At 61.7% G+C, this 20,042-nt stretch carries 16 protein-coding genes and 2 pseudogenes; 8 read left to right on the forward strand and 10 right to left on the reverse strand.

The window, feature by feature from the left end; translation table 11 throughout:
• Positions 1-19 precede the first annotated feature (19 nt).
• Positions 20-1,129, forward strand: coding sequence for an IS5 family transposase (locus THIVI_RS07035; protein ID WP_041447215.1), 1,110 nt, complete (start codon positions 20-22; stop codon positions 1,127-1,129).
• On the opposite strand, the gene THIVI_RS24540 is transcribed toward THIVI_RS07035, so the two are convergent.
• The 4 genes from THIVI_RS24540 to THIVI_RS07055 all read right to left on the reverse strand — a co-directional run bounded on the left by THIVI_RS24540 (position 1,042) and on the right by THIVI_RS07055 (position 6,909).
• Positions 1,042-2,076, reverse strand: coding sequence for a metallophosphoesterase family protein (locus THIVI_RS24540; RefSeq protein WP_157174389.1), 1,035 nt, complete (start codon positions 2,074-2,076; stop codon positions 1,042-1,044). The two genes, THIVI_RS07035 and THIVI_RS24540, sit on opposite strands and share 88 nt — an antisense overlap.
• Positions 2,077-2,126: 50 nt before the next feature.
• Positions 2,127-3,236 carry an IS5 family transposase gene (locus THIVI_RS07045; protein ID WP_041447215.1) on the reverse strand — a complete coding sequence of 370 codons (1,110 nt, stop codon included), beginning with the start codon at positions 3,234-3,236 and terminating at the stop codon, positions 2,127-2,129.
• A gap of 72 nt (positions 3,237-3,308) precedes the next feature.
• On the reverse strand, positions 3,309-5,141 hold the full coding sequence (locus THIVI_RS07050) for a hypothetical protein (RefSeq protein ID WP_041446872.1): 1,833 nt from the start codon (positions 5,139-5,141) through the stop codon (positions 3,309-3,311).
• On the reverse strand, positions 5,098-6,909 hold the full coding sequence (locus tag THIVI_RS07055) for a hypothetical protein (RefSeq protein WP_157174390.1): 1,812 nt from the start codon (positions 6,907-6,909) through the stop codon (positions 5,098-5,100). The genes THIVI_RS07050 and THIVI_RS07055 overlap by 44 nt, the downstream gene beginning before the upstream one ends.
• Before the next feature lie 243 nt (positions 6,910-7,152).
• Here THIVI_RS07055 and THIVI_RS07060 point away from each other — a divergent pair, with 243 nt between their 5' ends.
• Positions 7,153-8,337 (forward strand): ISAs1 family transposase, encoded by a 1,185-nt coding sequence (locus THIVI_RS07060; RefSeq protein WP_014776993.1) that lies wholly within the window; start codon positions 7,153-7,155, stop codon positions 8,335-8,337.
• Here THIVI_RS07060 and THIVI_RS24545 read toward each other — a convergent pair.
• Complete coding sequence (locus THIVI_RS24545) at positions 8,324-9,334, reverse strand: hypothetical protein (protein ID WP_014777935.1); 1,011 nt, start codon at positions 9,332-9,334, stop codon at positions 8,324-8,326. The genes THIVI_RS07060 and THIVI_RS24545 overlap by 14 nt on opposite strands.
• 524 nt (positions 9,335-9,858) lie before the next feature.
• Between THIVI_RS24545 and THIVI_RS25610 the strand changes: the two are divergent.
• Positions 9,859-10,150, forward strand: a pseudogene (locus THIVI_RS25610) (transposase); the annotation flags it as partial.
• 166 nt (positions 10,151-10,316) lie between these two features.
• Here THIVI_RS25610 and THIVI_RS24550 read toward each other — a convergent pair.
• Positions 10,317-10,790 carry a hypothetical protein gene (locus THIVI_RS24550; RefSeq protein WP_052314972.1) on the reverse strand — a complete coding sequence of 158 codons (474 nt, stop codon included), beginning with the start codon at positions 10,788-10,790 and terminating at the stop codon, positions 10,317-10,319.
• A 616-nt stretch (positions 10,791-11,406) separates the two neighbouring features.
• On the opposite strand from THIVI_RS24550, the pseudogene THIVI_RS23485 reads away from it, so the two are divergent.
• From THIVI_RS23485 to THIVI_RS07085, 3 genes and pseudogenes are all read left to right on the forward strand, one after another.
• A pseudogene (locus THIVI_RS23485) lies at positions 11,407-11,808 on the forward strand (EAL domain-containing protein).
• Positions 11,809-12,419: 611 nt separating this feature from the next.
• Positions 12,420-12,992 (forward strand): flavodoxin, encoded by a 573-nt coding sequence (locus THIVI_RS07080; protein ID WP_014777937.1) that lies wholly within the window; start codon positions 12,420-12,422, stop codon positions 12,990-12,992.
• Between the two features lie 379 nt (positions 12,993-13,371).
• The gene (locus THIVI_RS07085; protein ID WP_014777938.1) at positions 13,372-14,085 is read left to right on the forward strand and encodes a hypothetical protein; all 714 of its coding nucleotides are present in this window, start codon (positions 13,372-13,374) and stop codon (positions 14,083-14,085) included.
• On the opposite strand, the gene THIVI_RS07090 is transcribed toward THIVI_RS07085, so the two are convergent.
• On the reverse strand, positions 14,082-15,251 hold the full coding sequence (locus THIVI_RS07090) for a 4Fe-4S binding protein (protein ID WP_014777939.1): 1,170 nt from the start codon (positions 15,249-15,251) through the stop codon (positions 14,082-14,084). The genes THIVI_RS07085 and THIVI_RS07090 overlap by 4 nt on opposite strands.
• Positions 15,252-15,373: 122 nt before the next feature.
• Complete coding sequence (gene mobI / locus THIVI_RS07095) at positions 15,374-16,018, reverse strand: conjugative transfer protein MobI(A/C) (RefSeq protein ID WP_014777940.1); 645 nt, start codon at positions 16,016-16,018, stop codon at positions 15,374-15,376.
• 285 nt (positions 16,019-16,303) lie between these two features.
• Between mobI and THIVI_RS07105 the strand changes: the two genes are divergently transcribed.
• Together THIVI_RS07105 and THIVI_RS26035 are read left to right on the forward strand one after the other, a co-directional pair.
• Positions 16,304-16,915 carry a P-loop NTPase family protein gene (locus THIVI_RS07105; protein WP_245537393.1) on the forward strand — a complete coding sequence of 204 codons (612 nt, stop codon included), beginning with the start codon at positions 16,304-16,306 and terminating at the stop codon, positions 16,913-16,915.
• Complete coding sequence (locus THIVI_RS26035) at positions 16,909-17,043, forward strand: hypothetical protein (protein WP_014777942.1); 135 nt, start codon at positions 16,909-16,911, stop codon at positions 17,041-17,043. The genes THIVI_RS07105 and THIVI_RS26035 overlap by 7 nt, the downstream gene beginning before the upstream one ends.
• Positions 17,044-17,087: 44 nt before the next feature.
• Here THIVI_RS26035 and THIVI_RS22610 read toward each other — a convergent pair whose 3' ends face one another.
• Together THIVI_RS22610 and THIVI_RS07115 are read right to left on the reverse strand one after the other, a co-directional pair.
• Positions 17,088-18,845, reverse strand: a complete 1,758-nt coding sequence (locus THIVI_RS22610; protein ID WP_083845817.1) for a helicase-related protein — start codon at positions 18,843-18,845, stop codon at positions 17,088-17,090.
• A gap of 39 nt (positions 18,846-18,884) precedes the next feature.
• On the reverse strand, positions 18,885-19,994 hold the full coding sequence (locus THIVI_RS07115; RefSeq protein ID WP_041447215.1) for an IS5 family transposase: 1,110 nt from the start codon (positions 19,992-19,994) through the stop codon (positions 18,885-18,887).
• Positions 19,995-20,042: the final 48 nt, after the last annotated feature.

The following is a 20,042-nucleotide window of genomic DNA, read 5'->3' on the forward strand; positions in this document are numbered from 1 at the left end:
ACTGAGCTGGTGTGCGCTGATGTCGAAAGCTGGTCGTCCCCCCAAGATTCACGAGGCGGAGCAAGCGGTATTGCGTCAAATTGTCACGGATCGCCCGACCTCCACGCTGTCAGAGATTGCCCGGGAACTCGCGGCACGGACGGGAATCGAGGCTCATGAAGCAACGATTCGCAAGTCCTTGCGGGAGGCGGGCGTCACGCGCCTCCGGGGCGAGAGTGGTCTCGAGGCGCAAGCGCGCGCAACGCCGCGTCGGTATGGGTATACGGATGCGCATCGTCGCCACGACCCCGACCAAAGCTACCCAAGTTGTCTGACCGATGCGGAGTGGGACTTGGTCGCCGCTCTCTTTGAGATGCCGGGCGGGCGGGGTCAACCGCCCCGCGTGTCGCGCCGGAGCATCCTGGAGGCGTGTTGCTACGTGGTGCGCACGGGGTGCGCGTGGCGGATGCTGCCGCACGATTTCGCGCCTTGGCAGAATGTCTACAAGACGTTTCGCCGTTGGAGTGCGGCTGGGAAGTTTGAGCAGATGCATGATCGACTGCGGGGGCAATGGCGCGAACGCGAGGGGCGTGAGATCGCGCCGACGGCGGCGGTGCTGGATGCGCAATCGACCCGCGGCTCGCCGCAGGGTGGACCGAGCGGCTTTGATGCGGGCAAGCAGGTCAAGGGGCGCAAGCGCAGCCTGGTGGTCGATACCTTGGGGTTCGTGTTGGCGGTGAGCGTGGTCGCGGCCAATCTTCAGGACCGCGATGCCGCCTCGGGCGCCGTCGCTGACGCGGCCGCCAAGTACCCCCAGATCAACACGCTGTTTGTCGATAGCGCCTACGCCGGTCAATTTGCCCAAACCACCGAGCAGACCCACGCGATCCGCGTGGAAGTCGTGCGCCATCCAGCCAACAAAAGCGTTGGCTCCTGGCACGTGGACGGGGCGCCTGACCGAGTGGTGATCGCCAACGCCGACGGCTTCGTTCCGCTGCCGAAGCGCTGGGTTGTCGAGCGCACCCATGCGTGGAATGAGCGTGCCCGTCGATTGATCATGCATCATGACCGTCTGCCAGCGGTCTCCGAAACCTGGGTTTGGCTGGCGGAGGCGCGCATCCTGCTGCGGCGGTTGACCACAACGGTTTGATTTTGTCTACACCCTCTAAGCTCCCGTGCGAAATGGCGAAACGGATCCAGGGCATAGTCGCTGTGCAACTTTCGCCAGGAGCCATCGGACCGGCTGTCGGGTTTCGATCCGGAGAGCGAAGCGCCTGATATTTCTTTCAGCTTCCCGCTGTGCAAATCGAAGCCATATCCGTCGCACGCTGCAAATCGCAGGTTCACGTCATGATTCCCGGGGGTTAAGATAAGACGGTCCCGCATCTTATCGAAACGATTCGCTCCCCACATATACGTGAGAAGGTCGTCGACCAGACGGTTCCTGGCCAGGCCGTATTCAGCCGGAGAGCCGCCGAACGCCAAGTCGCCCGCCAGGACGACCAAATCCGGGATTAGCCCATCGCGATTCAGAGCCTTCGCGATCCAGTGCTCGGAAAAAATTGCGTCAGGTGCAGTGTTTTTATCGCCGAACTGCATGTCGGCGAGGGTCAAAATCCGAATCGGATCATCGGGGCCTGGGCGAAATGTGCTCCAGCCATGCCAGGTCGTGAGGTCATCCAGGATCTTATTTCGCAGCGCTCCTTCCCGCTGTTTTGCCGGCTCCTTCGCGGCAGGTTTCTTGGCAACCTCCTCGAACTCCGTCCAAGCCAGATAACGAACGACAGCAGCATCCGGTATTCGATTTGCTTCCGATACCAGCGCCATGGCCGAAGGATCGCCCCAGTGCCGACTGACAAGAAAGACCGGGGCTGGTCTGGGCCTGTCGAGCAGTTCGTTAGAAAGAAGGCTTGCTGCGTTCCGTCCATGCCAATCGCCCGAGTCGAGAAATACATCGACACAATATCCATCAACCGGGCGGTTAATGTTGTCTCTGAGCTCTGCGGGCGTGCCGACGAAAACCGTGTCAAAATCCGGTTTGGAAAAGACGCGCTCGTACTGCTTCCTGCGGGAAGCAAGCTCGTCATCGATAACCATGAGCCTAAAGGGTTGCATAGCTAAGCCCTTCTGAGAGGGTGTAGACAAAATCAAACCGTTGTGGTCAACCGCCGCAGCAGGATGCGCGCCTCCGCCAGCCAAACCCAGGTTTCGGAGACCGCTGGCAGACGGTCATGATGCATGATCAATCGACGGGCACGCTCATTCCACGCATGGGTGCGCTCGACAACCCAGCGCTTCGGCAGCGGAACGAAGCCGTCGGCGTTGGCGATCACCACTCGGTCAGGCGCCCCGTCCACGTGCCAGGAGCCAACGCTTTTGTTGGCTGGATGGCGCACGACTTCCACGCGGATCGCGTGGGTCTGCTCGGTGGTTTGGGCAAATTGACCGGCGTAGGCGCTATCGACAAACAGCGTGTTGATCTGGGGGTACTTGGCGGCCGCGTCAGCGACGGCGCCCGAGGCGGCATCGCGGTCCTGAAGATTGGCCGCGACCACGCTCACCGCCAACACGAACCCCAAGGTATCGACCACCAGGCTGCGCTTGCGCCCCTTGACCTGCTTGCCCGCATCAAAGCCGCTCGGTCCACCCTGCGGCGAGCCGCGGGTCGATTGCGCATCCAGCACCGCCGCCGTCGGCGCGATCTCACGCCCCTCGCGTTCGCGCCATTGCCCCCGCAGTCGATCATGCATCTGCTCAAACTTCCCAGCCGCACTCCAACGGCGAAACGTCTTGTAGACATTCTGCCAAGGCGCGAAATCGTGCGGCAGCATCCGCCACGCGCACCCCGTGCGCACCACGTAGCAACACGCCTCCAGGATGCTCCGGCGCGACACGCGGGGCGGTTGACCCCGCCCGCCCGGCATCTCAAAGAGAGCGGCGACCAAGTCCCACTCCGCATCGGTCAGACAACTTGGGTAGCTTTGGTCGGGGTCGTGGCGACGATGCGCATCCGTATACCCATACCGACGCGGCGTTGCGCGCGCTTGCGCCTCGAGACCACTCTCGCCCCGGAGGCGCGTGACGCCCGCCTCCCGCAAGGACTTGCGAATCGTTGCTTCATGAGCCTCGATTCCCGTCCGTGCCGCGAGTTCCCGGGCAATCTCTGACAGCGTGGAGGTCGGGCGATCCGTGACAATTTGACGCAATACCGCTTGCTCCGCCTCGTGAATCTTGGGGGGACGACCAGCTTTCGACATCAGCGCACACCAGCTCAGTTGTAGACTGGTATACAAATAGCAGCTCAATTATTTTTGTCTACACCCTCTGAGTTAGCGGCCAAGAAAGGCAGCATACGGTAGGAGTATCCGAACAGCGAAGGTCTGCGAGCCGCTCGTGGACAATGGTTCAACGCTGCCGCCAAGCTCTCCCAGCGCATCCCAGCGGGTCTTTCGCCGCGCTCCATCTCGAACGCCATTGAAGACATCCGAGGCAGACTGGGCAGAGACATTCGCCAGGCAGATATTTGCGCTCTTATCGAGGTACTCGATACGAGCCCAAAGATCGGCGGTTTCGAGAGAAGCCGGATCCCAGGGGTCCGTTGTTTGTTTCGATGCCCAAACGGTGTTCGCAACTAGATCGCGCACGATTGCGCAGATCGCTCGATTCCATGGAATCCACACGGAGACCGCGTCTCCGAAGCTGGGCGACAGCCCGGAAGTGGCGCTGAACTTCACGACTCGTTCTCCTTGTACGACGTCCTTTCCGGCGCAAGCACTTTGCCAATCACCTAGCGATGCGACCAAATCGACCAGCGCGCTCTTAAAAACGTGGTATCGATACTCGTTCTTACAATCGATCCGGAGAAAATGGCAATCTGCTATGGCCTCCAGCGCAGAGGTCACCGCTTTAAGCCGTTGGATGGCGGACTGCCTTGCAGCCGAAACATCGGCGTTCGGGTTCACCAGGCCAATAAGAACCTTTTCGGCCTCATCACAACACTTCAACAAGCCCTCGCGCCTTTCCGCATACGTAGATGTCGGGCTGTTTTCCGCGTGACCGCACCTCGCGAGATCAGTACCCAATTCTTGAACGAGATCCCTGAGGGCGGATACGCTGTCAACAGCGCGCATAAACTCGTCTGCGTCACAGGCCAGGTCCTTTTGTAACCGATCCAGCAAATGCGGAATAGGCTCGGCGTGAAGGTTGCCGCGGGGAGACCGAGTTTCACGGAATAGAGCACGGAGCTTCTCTGCAACACCGCAATGGCGCGTCGACAGCAGCCTCGCCGCGCTGCGCAGCGCTTCGTCCTGTCTATCGGCCAGACCGCACCCAATAAGGTAAGCGACAAGTACTTGCGCGTGACGAGGGGGAATCAGTGTGCCAAACATGGTGTGCGCTTTTTTAGCGACCTGCGCTTGGGCTTCTCGTCTCAATAGGGTTAAGGACTGCATCACTGTTAAAACAGCCAGCGATCCATAGGCGGAGTAGCTCGGAAGTTGCGCGGCTGCGTCGATCAAGGCGCCTGCAAGATCGATGACGACGTCCTGGTCGAACTCGTCGCCGAAGAGCAAAATATGGGTTGCCGCGAGCTCAACTCGGATCTCAGGGCAGGTCTGCTCGCGGATTTTGGATAGACCATAATCGTCGCGTCCCGTCATTGCGTGAATTTCAGCCGAATGAGCGACGAGCCCGGTCGAGCGGCAGATCGGAATCTCGGTAAGATGCTTCGTCGCCTCGATGCGGTAGCAATATTTCTTCCTCAAGATTTGAGCCAAAGGCATGGGATTGAGCCCCTTGTCCCAGCGACTCAGGGGGGAAACCTTCGCCCAATGTCGCATCCAGTCCCGTAGGTCGTTGTAGGCAGCGCTGCGTGCCACCAGACTGCGAGAAAAGTTCTCCGCAAGGCGCAACGCGTTGCAGAGGGGGCAGTGCCCTTCGCGCCCCATCGTAGGCACGTCGAAGCGCCAGTAGTAGTCGATGTTCGGTGCTTCGGCTGGGGTGCGCATCCTGTTCGCAATGATCAAAGTGCGGATCTCGCGGGCACCCCAAGCGTTTAAGGCGACGCGGAGATCGTGCAGAGTTCGCCCGGAGATCGCGGCGTCGTCGAAAACCAGAACGCTAGACCTCTGTTTGATCGCTTGGCGGATGGCTTCGCGTTCCAACGGAGGCACCAAGAGCGAGGAGCTTCCCCAGCGCGTGCGCAGCGGCTGTGATAACAGCACAACCACGCCAGGGGTGTCTGTTGCTTCCCCAGCGCGTGCGCAGCGGCTGTACTGGGAATATCCAGGTCTCGGCCAGCTTGCGGCCGTTACCGTCCAGTACGTCGAGGACGCGTCTGATAATTCGATCGCTGCTTGGGTGCGATCGGTAGACAATAATGCCCGCCGGCGCCATCTCGGTAGAATCGATCAGCTTCAGGTACTCTTCACGTACACTTGACGCCGGCACGCCGAGATGAGCCAGGACATTTGTGCAAAGAAACCTTGCGAGGGGACCCTTCCTTAAGAACGCATCGCGCACGGCATCGTCGATATTGAATGTTAGAAAATCGTGGTGGCCTTCGTAGCACCAATGGCCGAATTTCGCGATGACCGGACTGGTGCTTTGGAGGTCGCTGTAGGTATCGCCGGGGGTGCGGGCTCCAATAGGTTTCGGATCTGCAGTAGGTTCATCGGGGGTAGATTGATAACGTGGAACCTCGAAGCTCAGCCACCCTTCCGGAGCGATCGCGGCCGTCCTACCAACTCGCTTTTTTGTCGAAACGGGAAGGTCGGCAGGGCACGGCGCGAACCAGTGAAATAATGCTGTCTTTTTCCCACGTAATTGGCTGTCCGGATGCACGAGTAGATGAACGGATCGCTGAGCGAGGCCGGAAGCATGGAGTGTGGCTCCTGACACAAGAACGGATCCGACGGCTATCTCAGCAATCTCAACGCCGGCATTGGGGGGATCAAGCACGTCCTTCTCGTAAACCTCCTGCACAACCGGCAGGGCAAGGCGGTCCAATGGGATGAGTTCGTGAGAGCTTTCGTCGTACAAGCCGAAGATCCGGCTCAGAGCGTTTCGATAAAGAGACATGCAGAGGTTATTGTGCGCGGTCTTGGGGAAGTTCAAGTAACCGCCAATCTCGGAGGGTCCCCCGGCGCTGTTCTCGCACCATGTTATTCGCTCCGCAATAAACAGCCCAGGCCACTCGTCGATCGTTCGCCAAAGTCTTATGGAGTCTAGCCATTTTATCCAATGTATAACGAGAGAGCGAACGGACAAGTCGGGCAAGGAACGAAAGGGTGGAAGGCCGGATTTGAATGCGCCTGGGTGCTTTGTCGCTGAAAATCCGTGGCGTCCGATGCCTTTCGTTTCGTAGTCAACAAAAGCGAAGGTGAGTCGGTTTGTCGCCAAAACGATGCGCTGAAATGCGGCTGGCCACCGCTCTTTCACGCCGAAACCGCTGTCGGAGATTGCGGCGTGATAAGTTCCGGCCTCGTAGCTTTGAATGTCCGCAATAACCAATGTGCAAGACTCGCCTCCACGCTCGTCCGAAAGCTTTTCGAGACGCTTCAGAATATCCCACTTCATGAGGTGACGCTTGGGCAGCAGCATTAGCCAATCGGCGTCGTTAGCTGTTCGCTCAATTTTAAAGGGGGACTCATGTCGGTCGTCGTAAACGGTACAGTTTTCAAACCAAGAGAAGATTTCCACGCAGTCCTCATCGGTGCGAGCCAACTCCTGTTCGACCGTCTCTATTTCCTCCGCCCCGTATCTAGTCCAGCCGTCTTCTTCTCGATCTCCACGCTCCTTCCACCCAATCCGTAGATGGTAGATCATGCCCGTAAGAGACGACGTGCCCGCTCTAGCTTTTACGAGTGCATGCACCTGCTGTTGTTGTCGAGAAAATGGGACGGTTGATCCATACCAGGTGTTGTCATTCAAGGCACGGATATAGTCTCCGCACCGAGCCAATAGGTTGTGTATTAGGTGAAGTCCTCCATATAGAGTCATTGGCTCGCTTTTGCTGCTTGTGCCTTCGTAAAAAGCCGTTCGCATCGCCATGCTCAGTCCGCGAGGGGGGGTTGGACCAGGGCAATCGCATCAACGCATTAGCGCATACTGTTAGACAATCCGTACTGCGGCCCCAATGATTTGAGTCTTTAGAATCTTGGGGAGATCTCGCCGATGTGCGACTTGAGTGTGGAGCGATCGATTGCGCACCATTTTGCCCCGCTGGACGAGCCGCGCAGCGCGATCCAACGACGGCACCTCTTAAGTGAGATGATCGTGATCACCATCGCGGCGTCCTTCAGTGGCGCCGACGGTTGGGTGGGTGTCGAGACGTTCGGACAGGCCAAGGAGGCGTGGCTGCGCACGTTTCTGAAACTGCCCGCGGGCATTCCGTCGCACGACACCTTCGGGCGGGTGTTTGCGCTCATCGATCCCGCACAGTTTGCCGCCTGCTTTCGCCAATGGAGCGCGTCGGTGGCCGAACTGATCCCCGAAGAGATCATTGCCGTCGATGGCAAGACCCTGCGCCGCTCCCACAGCCGCGGCAAGGGCTTGGCGGCGTTGCACCTGGTCAGTGCCTGGGCGACGGCCAATCGGGTGGTGCTCGGACAGGTCGCCACCGACGCCAAATCCAATGAGATCACGGCCATTCCACGTCTGCTGGAGTGGCTGAAGCTGGAGGGCTGCATCGTCACCATCGACGCCATGGGCTGCCAGACCAAGATTGCCGCGCAGATCATCCACCAGGGAGGGGACTATGTGCTCGCGCTCAAAGGCAACCAGGAAACGCTGGCCGCCGAGGTCGAGGAGGCGTTCATCGACGCCGACGCCAGAGGCTACGCCGGTGTCGATTCGGCATTCCTCGAAACCGTCGAGCGAGGGCATGGTCGTCTCGAAACCCGTCGCTACCAAACCTTGGGCGATCTTTCCGGCGTGCCGCACAGCGCCTCGTGGGAGGCAATGAACATGATCGGCATGGTTGAATCGCGCCGTGAGGTCGCCGGCAAGGTCTCGGTCGAGACCCGCTATTTCATTGGCAGCATCGGCACCAGCGCCGCGCGCTTTGCCCACGCAGTACGCGGTCACTGGGGCATCGAAAACGGGTTGCATTGGAATCTCGATATCGCCTTTCGTGAGGATGAGTGCCGTGTCCGCGATCCGGTGGCGCGCGAGAATCTTGCCGTCCTGCGTCACCTCGCCCTCTCGCGCCTCAAGAATGACGGCACCAAGCTCGGCATCCAGAACAAACGCTTGAAAGCCGGTTGGGACGAGTCCTACCTGTCGAAATTGCTCTTCGAGTCGCCTCAGAGGAAGGGCGACGCTGATACATCGGTACCCGCTAATGTTAGCAGCGCTTGATGCGATTGCCCTGGGGGTTGGACCTTTTGTTCGCGTCGATTGATGCGTTCCCCTGGCGTTGGGCGGTCGCGTAGCTTTGAACGATACCAATCCCGCGATCTAGAAAGAAGACCTCAAGGCAACCGGCTCGTGCGTCCAGCCAGACTCGGTCCAATCGCGGGCAATGCTTTTGCTCTTCCTGGAGATCGCGCTCGCAAGCGGCCTTTGCGACGGGGGTGAGACCGACACCTCCCTGGCGAAAACGTACATACAAAGCGACTGGCCGTGGTTCCGGCTGGGGATAGGCGTGTTCTTGGACGTTGTGCAGGAATTCCTGGAGGACAGCGCGCAGGGTATATAAAAGCTGTTTGCGCTCGGGAGCGGAGCACTTGGACCGGAGGGGTAAGGAGACTCCACCAAGGAGGCTATCGACGGTATCTGCGGAGAAAGAAGGTGAGCGCTCCTGTTCGGGTACATCGAGTAGAGTGACTGGTATAAAATGGGCGTCGGCGTAGGAAGGGCGCGCGGGAAGCCGCGTGTACTCAGCGATGACTTCCTCATCGAGTAGCTGTGAGCCGATAACGACGCGAATACCGCATCTCAGCAGCTCGGCTAGAAATCCTTCTCGTGCCAAGAAAAGCAATAGCCGGTTGGGCGAGCGTTGATAAGTGCTGGCGTCCTGGGTGGCGGGGCCTTCGTCCGGCGGCGGCAGCCTATAGAGCACGCGCCAGGAATTGGAATCTGCCCGGACGGATTCGATCAGAGCCGAGAGGAGCGGGAGCGGATCGATCCAGCGGCAATTGATCAGGCTGAAAACGAGTCGGCGCCGGAGTATGGGTGGCGCAAGAGGCGTATCGAGATATGTCTGGAGCTCACCGAAGCGCTGTGCCCACTCGTCGTCGCGAAAAGAGCGAGGAAAGGAAACAACGAGGCATTGGTTGCCATGAACTACCCGGCGCTTGATGTCGACGCCAGCGGTTCGCGGAGCCGGGTGTGCGTCCGTCTGTGGGTCTGCCATGACTCTAATTGCGAGTGAGGTCTCAGTTTGTGGTGTGTCAAGTCGGCGGAGGTGGCAATCGGTAAGTCTTAGATCCGTGTATCAGGCCCATCATAAGGAACAGCAGGGCCGTGCGGGGTGAGCGGCCAACGGTAGCCGGAGGTTTCCGGTTTGTGCCGATTTTGCTACTGAGTAAGTTGGAATAGCAAGTGCTTGTGTGGGGAGTGGTCTGCCGGGGGGCGCCGCCGCGTGGGTCGGGCGCGGGTTCGCCGTCGGCGCTGGAGCGTGCGGGGCACGCCGGATAGACCTCGCCCGGCTAAGCGATGCAGCCCGGGGGTTGGACACCAAGTGGTTGGGGCCTCACTTTGCACGCTCGTGGAGCCCGATTAGGCGGAACCATGGACGGGTTCCGCGACCCGCCAGGAATGACAACATCGATTGTTCGTGCCGGGCTTTCTGCCGCGGTACTCGGCCTTGTAATGCGCGGAAGATTGGCGGATCGCCCCATCGGGCATCCGCCCTATCGATGACACGGGAGGCGGGATATGCCGGACTATCGCCGCTGGAGGGTTCCGGGCGGCACGTATTTTTTGACCGTGAATCTGTTGGAGCGTCGCTAGGATCTGCTGGTCCGGCAGGTCGATGCGCTGCGCGAGGCGGTGCGGCGTACCCGCCGCGAGCGGCCGTTTGATATCGATGCCTGGGTCGTGCTGCCGGAGCATATGCACTGCATCATTACACTGTCAGCGGGGCATCTGGCAGCGCCGTTTCTGGGAACATGTGATCCGCGACGATGCCGACTATGCGCGACACATGGATTACGCGCACTACAACCCGGAGACGGATAGGAAATCCATAGCGACCCTGAGAGTCCAACTTGGCTCGGAGCGAGACGTTATCGGGGGCGGGATATGTTGTCAACACCGAACATCCGGGCTGACGGGCGTCGGGACAGTGCAGGCGCCGGCGTTGCGGGGGGTGCGGGGGGTGCGGGGAGATCAAATCAGCGGTGCAGCGTGCCACCGCGAGACGAGACGGGCAGCGCCGTATCCTGCGAGAAACGGCGGCTACGACGCGATGCGCTGATCGAGCTCGAAGTCGGACTCGGGCTGTTGGAGGAGGTCGTAGTCCGGCGTCGGCTCGGGGTGCATCGTCCCAGGCGGGGGGGGCCGCGCGCGGGCGCGATCGGCGGTGGGCGTGGCGGCTCACCGATGTGGGTGAGGATGCGCTCGACGGGCTCGGCTTTGGTGATGAACGAGATGATGCGCATGTCCGCACCGCAGTTGGGACATACCAGCGGCAGGGATTCGAACAGCCGGGCCAGCAGCATGACCCAGAGATGGAGCGCCGGGGAGCGGGCATTGGAGGCCGGCGCCCGATGCGGTGAGCTGAATTCGGTCGGTGCGCCGGCTGCATGCGCCATCTCACGGCCGAAGCCGATGGCAGCCGCCCGCAGCGATGCGTTCGGCGCGAGCACGCCATGGTAGCGATGGCGGTGCCGCCGGGGCGGCGGGATGAGTGCCGCGAGATATTGATCAGCTCCAGCGGTATGAGCGTCAGCGCCGTGGTGCCATCACGCTGTGGTTTGGGCAGTCGATAGACGAAGCGTTCGGCGTCGAGTAGTTGTCGTGCTCCAACTGACCAAGGAGGTTCCAATCCGGCATTGGCTGCGGAACAGCCTCCCAAGCGGGCGCCCCGCGTGCGGGGGAAATCGGCGGCGTCATTGACGACCAACGCGACTCGCGCAATGTCCGCTCTGGGTTTCATTGCCACCGTCGTTGTTCGCAGCGCCGATGTCTCCTATGGGTCGACAGCCGTCTGTAGAGCGAAGACGGCGACTTTCTGCTGATGGGACGCAGGAGTCACCGAGCCAAGGAGGTCGAGTGACAACTCCCCGCGTATTTTTGCCAGAGGGCACAAGCGAGCGACGCGGACGGACTCATCCTGCCGATCGGCCAATGGGTGATGGGCAAGGCCTGCGCTCAGATCAAGACATGGGCGGCCAATGAACGGACCCGCTTCCTGCGTAGGGCGGTCAATGTCAGCGCGCGGCATTCCATCAGCCCGACTTCGTCGCGCAGGTCCAGGCCAGCCTGGAGCGATCCGGGGCCAACCCGCAACGGCTCAAGCTGGAATGGACCGAAAGCGCGGTACCGGAGAACGCCGAGCAGGTCGTCAGGCGAATGAACCAGCTCAAGGCGCTCGGGGTGAGCTTTTCGATGGACGACTTCGGCACCGGCTAATCCAGACTGTCCTCTCTCAAACTGCTGCCACTGGATCAGTTGAAGATCGACACGTCGTTCGTCCGCGACATCGCCACGGATCCAAGCAACGCAGCCGTCGTCCGGGCCATCCTTGCCATGAGTCAATCACTCGGACTGGAGGTCATCGCCGAAGGGATAGAGACCGAGGAGCAGCGGCGCTTCCTGCGCGAGAACGGCTACCACCTCTTTCAGGGCTATCTGCTCGGGAGACCCAAGCCGATCGAGGAATGAGGAACGCTCCCCGACCTCGGAGCGAACGCGGAAAGGGCGACGCCGGCCGCCTCTGATTGAACTCCGGGGACAGAGTGAATTGAGTGAGATCCGGGTGGACGACGATCCGTCCCTTGCCAAGCCCGAAGCAGCCCGCTGCCGCGTCGACGACATGCCCTGAGGGGCTCGCGAGAAGCGGCGCCCTTCGTTGACCCATCTTGAACCGAGAGCTGCTCCGTTGGGGCGAATCTCCACTCGGCTCCAAACAACCGGCTCCGAACCCTGTCGACGAACAGTGCCTCAGGCCTCCGTGCCGACGGTCCTGACCCATCCAAAACCATGACCGTTGTCGGTTTCGCGACAGAGTAGAGGGGCGCGGCGGGCGATCTCGGTGGACCCCGGCCGTCCAGCGATCGCAGCGCATCCTCGCTGCCCATCAGTATCCGCACGGGCTTGCGTCGCGGGGACGGTTCGGACGGTCATGATCCGAGGCGGCTGGCGCTGACACTCGTCATGGTTCCGCAGGCGGCGCGCATCATCGATTGGTGCGAGTTTTGCTTTGCTTAACACCTTCATCGCCAACACGGTCACCAGCGCTCCTGCGGGAGCCACACGTATTCAACGGGGGCAGCATGAGCCAGATCGGCATCTTTTTCGGCACGGATTCCGGCACCACCAGACTCATCGCGAAAAAGATCGCGAAGGCAATCCAGGCGCGCCTCGGTGAGGGCGTGGTCGCGAAACCGCTGAACGTCAATCGCGCGAGCGCCGACGACTTGCTGGCCTTCAAGGCGCTGATCCTTGGCACGCCCACCTATGGCAAGGGCGGACTCCCCGGCAAGGCCAACGACACCGACGAGCCCGCCTGGCTGGAGTTCCTGCCGCAGCTCGAAGGCAAAGATTTCAGCGGCACTCGCATCGCCCTGTTCGGGCTCGGCGACCAAGAGAAGTATCCGACCTACTTCTGCGACGCGTTGAAGGATCTGCATGACGTGTTCACCGAGGCCGGCGCCGAACTGGTGGGCGGCATCGACGCGAGCGGCTTCGAGCTCAAGCGCTCGCGGGCCGTCGTCGACGGTCGCTTCGTGGGCCTGGCGCTGGACCAGCACCTGCAGCACCGACTCACCGATGCCCGCATCGACGCTTGGCTGGACGAAGTGCTGCCGCTGCTGCTGGAGGTCTGCGAGGCGCCCACGATTGCTTAGTCGCGGCATCGGTTTCGCTGCGAGACCGTGAAAGAATTGTCGGAATCACGAGCCTGTCGGCGAGGAGACCCATCTCCTCCGGCCTCGCCGACACACAACAAAATAGGGTCTCTCCCGCTTGGGTGCAGTCGGAGACCTCCGCCGCGATGCAGTCTGTGCGCGCGGGTTGTCGATTCACGGCGCGCCCCCACGTCGTGGTGGCGGGCTCGCGCCAACCGTGATCGGCCCGCCCGAGGCCGCCGCGGTCAGGAGCGGATCCTGGGGCGCTGGCTGAGGCTCGGTGATCAAGCATGGCTGCCGCGTGCAATGACCCTATGCGGTCGCCGGGTGACCCGCGAGCGCACCGTGAGGGTTGGCTCAATCAGGAGGGTGCATATCGATGGCGGGCAAGTTTTCGCAGGCATTCCGAGAATCGCTGACCTTCCCCCAAAACCTGGTGTGGCTGCTTTGGGTCGCGTTCCCGCTCTACGGGTTCATGGCCAGCAATTTCCTCCTGCCCCCAGACGACGGTTACACCCGACAGGTCGTCATGGCATCGCTCACCGTGGACATCTCTGCCGTGGAGCCCTTGGTCTTCATGGTGTTCAATCTCCTTGGCGTGATCCCCATGGCCTATGCCCTGCTCGTCCTCTTCGATGGGGATGAGCAGCCGCTCCCGGCCTGGCCGTTCGTGATCCTGTCGTTCGTCGTGGGCGCCTTTGGCATCCTCTTCTACGTGGCGCTGCGGCGTTGGGGTCGCGACGTCGAGGGGGCCAAGTCCCGGCTCCAACAGCAGTTGGACACGCGGACAGGACCGGCGATCCTGCTGATCGTCTCGCTCCTGCTCGTGATCGTCGGCGCGGGAGGATCCGTTCAGTCCTATGTCGATCTGTGGCAGACCAAGCCCCTCGTCCACATCATGACCATCGATCTGGTGCTCCTGCTCCTCGTGCTGCCGTTTCTGACAATGGATGACATGCGACGCAGGCACGTCGACGCACGCGCCTGGCGGGTGCTCGTGGTCGCGGTTCCGCTCTTTGGCGTGCTGCTCTATCTGCTGAGTCGACCGAAGCTCATCGATCGAGGGGCTTCATCGTCCGGAAGTCCGGTTTAGTACCATCGTCGTTTCAGCCGATCCAGGACAAAGGGCCATAGGCGTCCCTTCTCCCACAGGATGCGCGCGAACAGCTGACCGCGCGACTTGGGCGGCTTGGGTCGCTGAACGCGCTCGACCAGTTGAATCGCCCCCTGCTCGCAGACCGGGATGCAGGCGCCGCAGCCGAGGCAGACCGCGGTATCCACGGCGGCGAAGCGCGCGTCCTTGGGATACTGACGGGCGGCGGGCGCCAGACCGATGCCCTTGACGTTGCAAGTCTTGAGGCAGGCACCACAGTAATTGCAACGCTCCGAGTCGATCTCGGCCAGGAAGGACGTCTTGGCGATCCCCTCGTTGAAGCCCAGTTGGACGCCCGCCATCAGCTCGCAGCAGCAACGGCAGCAGTTGCAGATAAAGGACGGCTGCTCGCGAACGTTGTCCGTGACATGGGTGAGGCCGAGCGAGCGGGCATAGGTGAGGGTTTCCAGCAGGCTCGCCTTATCGCGCTCCTGCGCGAAGCCGCGGCGCACCAAGAAGCGCGCGCCCTCGCCGAGGACCATGCAGATCTCCTCGACGGGCGCCCCCTTGCGGCAGGTCTCGCCCAGGTGCTCTTTCTTGTGGCGGCAGTAGCAGAGCGTGACGGCGCAGAAGTCGGCCTCATGGATGATGCGTCTGGCGTCTTCGTAGGCAGTGATCCGGGAACTCACCGGGATGTGCTCATCGTAGACCAGGGCACGGGTGAGCGAGGTACGGCTGCCGAAGAATTCGCCGGCCTGTCCCGCCTGACCATTCTCCTGCAGGTACTCGGACATCAGCCGGGCCAGGTCGGCGAGCGGCAGATCGGTGCGCCGCCGCATGAAGGTGAATTCCATAAAGCCGATGAGACCGGGCACCAAGAGGTAATAGGTCGTGCCAGCGAACGGCATGTCCATCACCAGTCCCTTGTCGGCCATGCGCTCGAGCACCGGCTGGAGGTGCTCGGGAGACAGGCCAGTTCGTACGACCAGTTCGTCCAGCGTCGCTTCATGCAAGGGGAAACGCGAGCCGACGAAGGACTCGGTGTCATCGAAGAGGAGCGAGAGGATCTCGCGCAGCCGCGCGCTGTCCACCAGCCCGATGGGGTAGCGGTTCAAGCGATCGATCAAGGGTGTCAACGCGGACTTACTGCCTGCCAGATGACCCATCGGGTGTCTCTCTCCTCTGCCCGGTTTCAGTGATGGCCCAACGTCCCGAGACGGCGAGGGTCTGTTGGTCACGGGCACCCTGTGCTTTCATGCACTGAGACGCCAGGCGCTTCAGTCTACGATCATCGGATGCGGCCCCCCTCGATCTCCACCTCGGCGTCCTGATCCGGCTCGCCCAGGACCACCAGCGCCCGCGCTTCCACCGTGAGTGGGTGGAGGTCACGGCGGAGCTGACCGATGTGGTGGAGCAGCGCCCGCAGCCGCGCGCACTGGGGCTCGTAGTGGAGGATCAAGGCTTCCTCCCAACTTGTCATGCGACCGAAGCTGGCGAGGCTGTACTGCATGCGGGGACGGCCGTGCTTGTCCTTGCCGCGCCGGAGATACTTCGTCCGCTGCTTGCCTTGAACCCGATACCACTCGATCTGGAACATGCCCGGCGCCGAGGTCGTGGCCGTCCTGACCCGCAGTCCGATGCGTCCCCGTTCGCTGGGCTGGCAGGTACGGCGCTCGCGCAGCATGACCTCCGTATAGTCGGTCTGTAGATCGAGCGCCTTCTCCCGTAGCACCTCCAGGATCAAGGCGCAGAGTGCATTCAAAGCGGTTACTGCGCCGCGCAGATCTATCGTGGGCTCGACGATCTCGGCTTCCATCCGCCCATGAGCGAACGCCAGTTCCGCCGCTATGCACGACAGATCAAGCGGCATCTGGGTTTGGTGAGTGAAGTGTCCCGGCACAGTCGCCAGCGGCGTTTGCTGGTACCCGGCCACAACCGTGCTCAAGAAACAAGACCGCCGAGCGTCTCGACTGATCCAGCATCCTTGCCGCCCAACGCGTCAGGGAAACCGTCGGCCATCGTCCGGCCCACGACCTTCGACTGGGATCCGACTGCGGACATTGATGATCTCAGTTAGCGGGAACCATGGATGGCAGCGTCCAGCGACCCTGCGCCGGATGGCCAGGTGCTGCGGAATGCGCTTGCCGTCAAACACCCAGACCGCATCGCCCTGCCCTTCGATCGCCGCGAAGCCAAACCATTCCAAAGGAATCCGCTCATGTCCGAGCTCTACATCACCCTCCAGGCCAAGGGCGGCGTCGGGAAAAGCTACGTCTCCTCGATCCTGGCGCAGTACCTCCTCGAAGCCGATGTCCCGCTGAGGTGCATCGATACAGACACCACCAACCCGACCCTGCTGCGCTACCAGCCGCTGCGCTGCGACTACCTCAAGCTCGCGGAAGAGCATGTGGTCAATCCGCGCACCTTCGACCGGCTGGTCGAGATCCTCTCGGCGGCGGATGACATGACGCACTTCGTCGTCGATGTCGGCAGCAACGGTTTCCAGCCCTTGATGGCCTATGCGGTTGAAAACGACCTCTTCACGGTCCTGGAGGGATTGGGCGTGCGAGTGGTCATCAACTCCGTCATCGCCGGCGGTCCGGATGTCGCCGAAACCCTGAGCAGCACCAAGGCGGTCCTGGACCACACACGGGTACCGACCCTGATCTGGCTCAACGCGCATCTGGGCGCCCTGGAGCATCGCGGTCGCCCGGTCGCCCGGTCGCGGAGCTGGATCTGTTCCGGCCATTCGAGGAACGTATCCTCGGCTGGATCACCCTACCGAAATACCCGGTGGCTACATTCGGGCAGGATGTGGAGCAGATGTTGAAGAATCGCTGGACCTTCGACGAGGCGATCGCGCAACTTCGGCTGATGCCACAGATGCGCATCCGCAGGGTGAAGCAGGATCTCTGGTCACAGCTCGACCAAGTCTTCCCCACGCAAGGTATCAGTTGAAGAGATCAGCATCGCCATCAGAGTCCAGTCTGACCTGAGCGTGCTCAGGCCGCGACTGATCCGAGGTCTGCAGCCCTCAGCCAATGTCTGGCTCCTTGAACATCGAGGAGGTACCGTGCAAGGACTTCGCGTTCGACCCATGCCGGCATCAGTGACTGGAACTTACTCATGCGGTAATTGGGCAGCGACTCCGCAACATCCATCCAGAGTGCTTCATCCTGCCAAAGCATCGGCTCACCGAGTCGCTTCAGGCAGACGCGAAAAGCGGGTGCATCAAGATCCTTCCCTCGCACCCTGATCCAGAAGTTGCTTGGGACCACCGTCCAATCTTCGCTGATCGCCTGAATTGCATACCGCAAGGTAGAGTTGATCCGTCCACCGGCAAACGTCCACCAGCGAATCTCGCCGTCTGATGCCTCGAAGGCATCGGCATCAGACCCCACCACACCCAGCATCGCTTCACGCTGCGACGCCAGTAGCTTGTTGGCTTCGGAGTCGAGATAGCCGAACACTTCCCCGTCCGCCAGGATAAGCCGGATGCGCTCGCAAACCTCATACCCCAGAAACTGGGGCAAGAAGCCTCCCCAGCTCGGCTCCCGACCCCGTGGCGCTCGCTCGACCACGACCCGACGCCCCTGATGCTCAAGGCGCAGCGTGACCCACGCACGACCACCCAGCAGGAAGCAGCTAACCTCTTCGACCAGACGATCGACAAAGGTCTGGCTCAGGGTTCCGAGCGGCTCGCCAGCCGTGGTCTGGACCTGATAGGTCTGCGGACTCTCGAAGACGGCATACAGTTCCATGAAGTTGCGCCGGCCGAACAGCCGCTCTGACTTGGGACCCAGCACGAGCCGACCGGACGCCAACCGCAGACTCTGGTCGCGCAGCATCCAGTCGAGCAGGCGGTCGAATTCCTCGCGCTGGATGCCCTGAAAATCTGGAACGCGCGAGAGCTGAGCCCAAGCGTCGTCGACAGTAACCCCATCGGTCGCCAGTGCCAATGCAAGCAACTGATGGATGAGCACCGGCCAGCAGCGGCGATCGACCACAACAGATTCCACCCATCCTGACTTGGCCAGCTCCACCAACGCGATGGACTGCAAGACCGACTCCGCACAGGTACAGAAGAAGGTCATATTGGCCGCTTGCCCGGCCCGACGCCCGGTCCGGCCCATGCGCTGGAGAAAGGCGCTGACGGTGTCAGGCGCCTCCGCCTGAAGGACCCGATCGAGATCCCCCACGTCGATCCCGAGCTCCAGCGTCGAGGTACAGACGATGCAGGCATCGGACCCATGGTGAAAGCGCTCTTCAGCGAGCGCACGCTCCTCGCGCGAAACCGCGCTGTGATGCACGAAGACAGCAGTCCCAGCGCGACGCATGGTTTCGGCGACCGCCTCGGACGTTGCGCGCGATTGGCAGAACAAGAGGATCTTTTGCCCCTTGCCGACATGCGCGGCAGCCTGCGCCAACGGAATGAGGTCAGGCCGATGGCAGATCAGCAGTTGCCGACGCCCCGGCACTCGCGTCGGATTGACGATCCGGGCGCCGCGCCGCGAGGTTCCCGCGAGCCATGCCAAGATCGCATCCGGATTGCCAACGGCCGCGCTCAGGCCCACGCGCTGCAAATCATGCCGTGACACCCGCGCCACCCGCTCGATCACGCTCATCAGGTGCGCACCGCGATCGGTTCCGGCCAAGGCATGAATCTCATCGATAATGACCAGACGCAAATCACTGAATAGACGTGCGGCATCCAGGCGCGGAGAAATCAACATGACTTCCAGCGATTCCGGCGTTGTCATCAGCAATTCAGCAGGCGCTCTCAGAGGGTGTAGACAAAATCAAACCGTTGTGGTCAACCGCCGCAGCAGGATGCGCGCCTCCGCCAGCCAAACCCAGGTTTCGGAGACCGCTGGCAGACGGTCATGATGCATGATCAATCGACGGGCACGCTCATTCCACGCATGGGTGCGCTCGACAACCCAGCGCTTCGGCAGCGGAACGAAGCCGTCGGCGTTGGCGATCACCACTCGGTCAGGCGCCCCGTCCACGTGCCAGGAGCCAACGCTTTTGTTGGCTGGATGGCGCACGACTTCCACGCGGATCGCGTGGGTCTGCTCGGTGGTTTGGGCAAATTGACCGGCGTAGGCGCTATCGACAAACAGCGTGTTGATCTGGGGGTACTTGGCGGCCGCGTCAGCGACGGCGCCCGAGGCGGCATCGCGGTCCTGAAGATTGGCCGCGACCACGCTCACCGCCAACACGAACCCCAAGGTATCGACCACCAGGCTGCGCTTGCGCCCCTTGACCTGCTTGCCCGCATCAAAGCCGCTCGGTCCACCCTGCGGCGAGCCGCGGGTCGATTGCGCATCCAGCACCGCCGCCGTCGGCGCGATCTCACGCCCCTCGCGTTCGCGCCATTGCCCCCGCAGTCGATCATGCATCTGCTCAAACTTCCCAGCCGCACTCCAACGGCGAAACGTCTTGTAGACATTCTGCCAAGGCGCGAAATCGTGCGGCAGCATCCGCCACGCGCACCCCGTGCGCACCACGTAGCAACACGCCTCCAGGATGCTCCGGCGCGACACGCGGGGCGGTTGACCCCGCCCGCCCGGCATCTCAAAGAGAGCGGCGACCAAGTCCCACTCCGCATCGGTCAGACAACTTGGGTAGCTTTGGTCGGGGTCGTGGCGACGATGCGCATCCGTATACCCATACCGACGCGGCGTTGCGCGCGCTTGCGCCTCGAGACCACTCTCGCCCCGGAGGCGCGTGACGCCCGCCTCCCGCAAGGACTTGCGAATCGTTGCTTCATGAGCCTCGATTCCCGTCCGTGCCGCGAGTTCCCGGGCAATCTCTGACAGCGTGGAGGTCGGGCGATCCGTGACAATTTGACGCAATACCGCTTGCTCCGCCTCGTGAATCTTGGGGGGACGACCAGCTTTCGACATCAGCGCACACCAGCTCAGTTGTAGACTGGTATACAAATAGCAGCTCAA

The organism is Thiocystis violascens DSM 198 (assembly GCF_000227745.2).
Lineage (GTDB): Bacteria > Pseudomonadota > Gammaproteobacteria > Chromatiales > Chromatiaceae > Chromatium > Chromatium violascens.

Bases quoted from the DNA above. Each gene is read 5' to 3' on its own strand.
- THIVI_RS07035 (WP_041447215.1), top strand. From the start codon at position 20: ATGTCGAAAGCTGGTCGTCCCCCCAAGATTCACGAGGCGGAGCAAGCG.
- THIVI_RS24540 (WP_157174389.1), bottom strand. From the start codon at position 2,076: ATGGTTATCGATGACGAGCTTGCTTCCCGCAGGAAGCAGTACGAGCGC.
- THIVI_RS07045 (WP_041447215.1), bottom strand. From the start codon at position 3,236: ATGTCGAAAGCTGGTCGTCCCCCCAAGATTCACGAGGCGGAGCAAGCG.
- THIVI_RS07060 (WP_014776993.1), top strand. From the start codon at position 7,153: ATGTGCGACTTGAGTGTGGAGCGATCGATTGCGCACCATTTTGCCCCG.
- THIVI_RS24545 (WP_014777935.1), bottom strand. From the start codon at position 9,334: ATGGCAGACCCACAGACGGACGCACACCCGGCTCCGCGAACCGCTGGC.
- THIVI_RS07080 (WP_014777937.1), top strand. From the start codon at position 12,420: ATGAGCCAGATCGGCATCTTTTTCGGCACGGATTCCGGCACCACCAGA.
- THIVI_RS07085 (WP_014777938.1), top strand. From the start codon at position 13,372: ATGGCGGGCAAGTTTTCGCAGGCATTCCGAGAATCGCTGACCTTCCCC.
- THIVI_RS07090 (WP_014777939.1), bottom strand. From the start codon at position 15,251: ATGGGTCATCTGGCAGGCAGTAAGTCCGCGTTGACACCCTTGATCGAT.
- THIVI_RS07105 (WP_245537393.1), top strand. From the start codon at position 16,304: ATGTCCGAGCTCTACATCACCCTCCAGGCCAAGGGCGGCGTCGGGAAA.
- THIVI_RS26035 (WP_014777942.1), top strand. From the start codon at position 16,909: ATGTTGAAGAATCGCTGGACCTTCGACGAGGCGATCGCGCAACTTCGG.
- THIVI_RS22610 (WP_083845817.1), bottom strand. From the start codon at position 18,845: ATGACAACGCCGGAATCGCTGGAAGTCATGTTGATTTCTCCGCGCCTG.
- THIVI_RS07115 (WP_041447215.1), bottom strand. From the start codon at position 19,994: ATGTCGAAAGCTGGTCGTCCCCCCAAGATTCACGAGGCGGAGCAAGCG.